2 protein-coding genes are annotated in these 975 nt (G+C 47.0%); both read right to left on the bottom strand.

What is annotated here, in order from left to right; genetic code table 11:
- Window positions 1-551 (bottom strand): 3-oxoacyl-ACP reductase family protein (locus R8N49_RS25415; protein ID WP_318190247.1); only part of this gene is annotated, 551 nt, incomplete at its 3' end.
- Between the two features lie 34 nt (window positions 552-585).
- Window positions 586-975 (bottom strand): ACP S-malonyltransferase (locus tag R8N49_RS25410; RefSeq protein WP_412034909.1); only part of this gene is annotated, 390 nt, incomplete at its 5' end.

Raw genomic sequence — 975 nt, 5'->3', positions numbered from 1 at the left:
ATGAAACCAGGTGCAACTGTGTTAACCGTAACGCCACGAGAAGCCACTTCACGAGCCATTGATTTAGTAAAACCAATCACGCCCGCTTTCGCTGCTGCGTAGTTAGTTTGACCCGCATTACCCATAGTGCCTACAACAGAACCTACGTTGATGATACGACCCGCGCGTTTTTTCATCATGCCACGCAGAACCGCTTTAGACATACGGTAAATAGGCGTCAGGTTTGTGTTGATGATGTCGTTCCACTCATCGTCTTTCATGCGCATTAGTAGGTTATCGCGAGTGATACCTGCGTTATTCACTAGAATATCGATCGCACCAAACTCATCGTTAATGGTTTTTAGTGTTGCTTCGATAGACTCAACGTCAGTGACGTTAAGTGCTAAACCTTTACCATTTTCGCCTAGGTATTCGCTGATCGCAGCCGCGCCGCCTTCAGACGTTGCGGTACCAATAACGGTGGCACCGCGTTCAACAAGAAGCTCAGCAATCGCACGACCAATGCCACGGCTTGCGCCAGTCACTAGAGCGATTTTACCTTCTAGATTCATCATGTTGTGTTTTCCTTTTCTTATCGTGAAAGAATTATTTAGCGGCTTCTAACGACGCCACATCGTTAACTGCTGCTGCACTTAGTGTTTTCACGATACGTTTTGTTAGACCTGTCAGAACTTTGCCCGGGCCAAGTTCAAGAAGGTTTTCTACACCTTGTTCACTCATTAGCTGTACGCTTTCAGTCCAACGAACTGGGCTGTATAGCTGACGAACAAGCGCGTCTTTAATTTTTGCAGGATCAGTTTCAGCTGCCACATCAACGTTATTGATAACTGGAAGTTGTGGTGTGTTGAATTCGATAGACTCTAGCGCTACTGCTAGTTTATCTGCTGCTGGTTTCATTAACGCGCAGTGTGAAGGCACTGACACAGGAAGAGGAAGAGCACGTTTCGCCCCAGCTTCTTTACACAGTGCGCCAGC

Source organism: Vibrio sp. 1978, assembly GCF_033344345.1.
The sequence above is the reverse complement of the archived record's forward strand: the minus strand, read 5'-3'. Positions and strand labels throughout refer to the sequence as shown.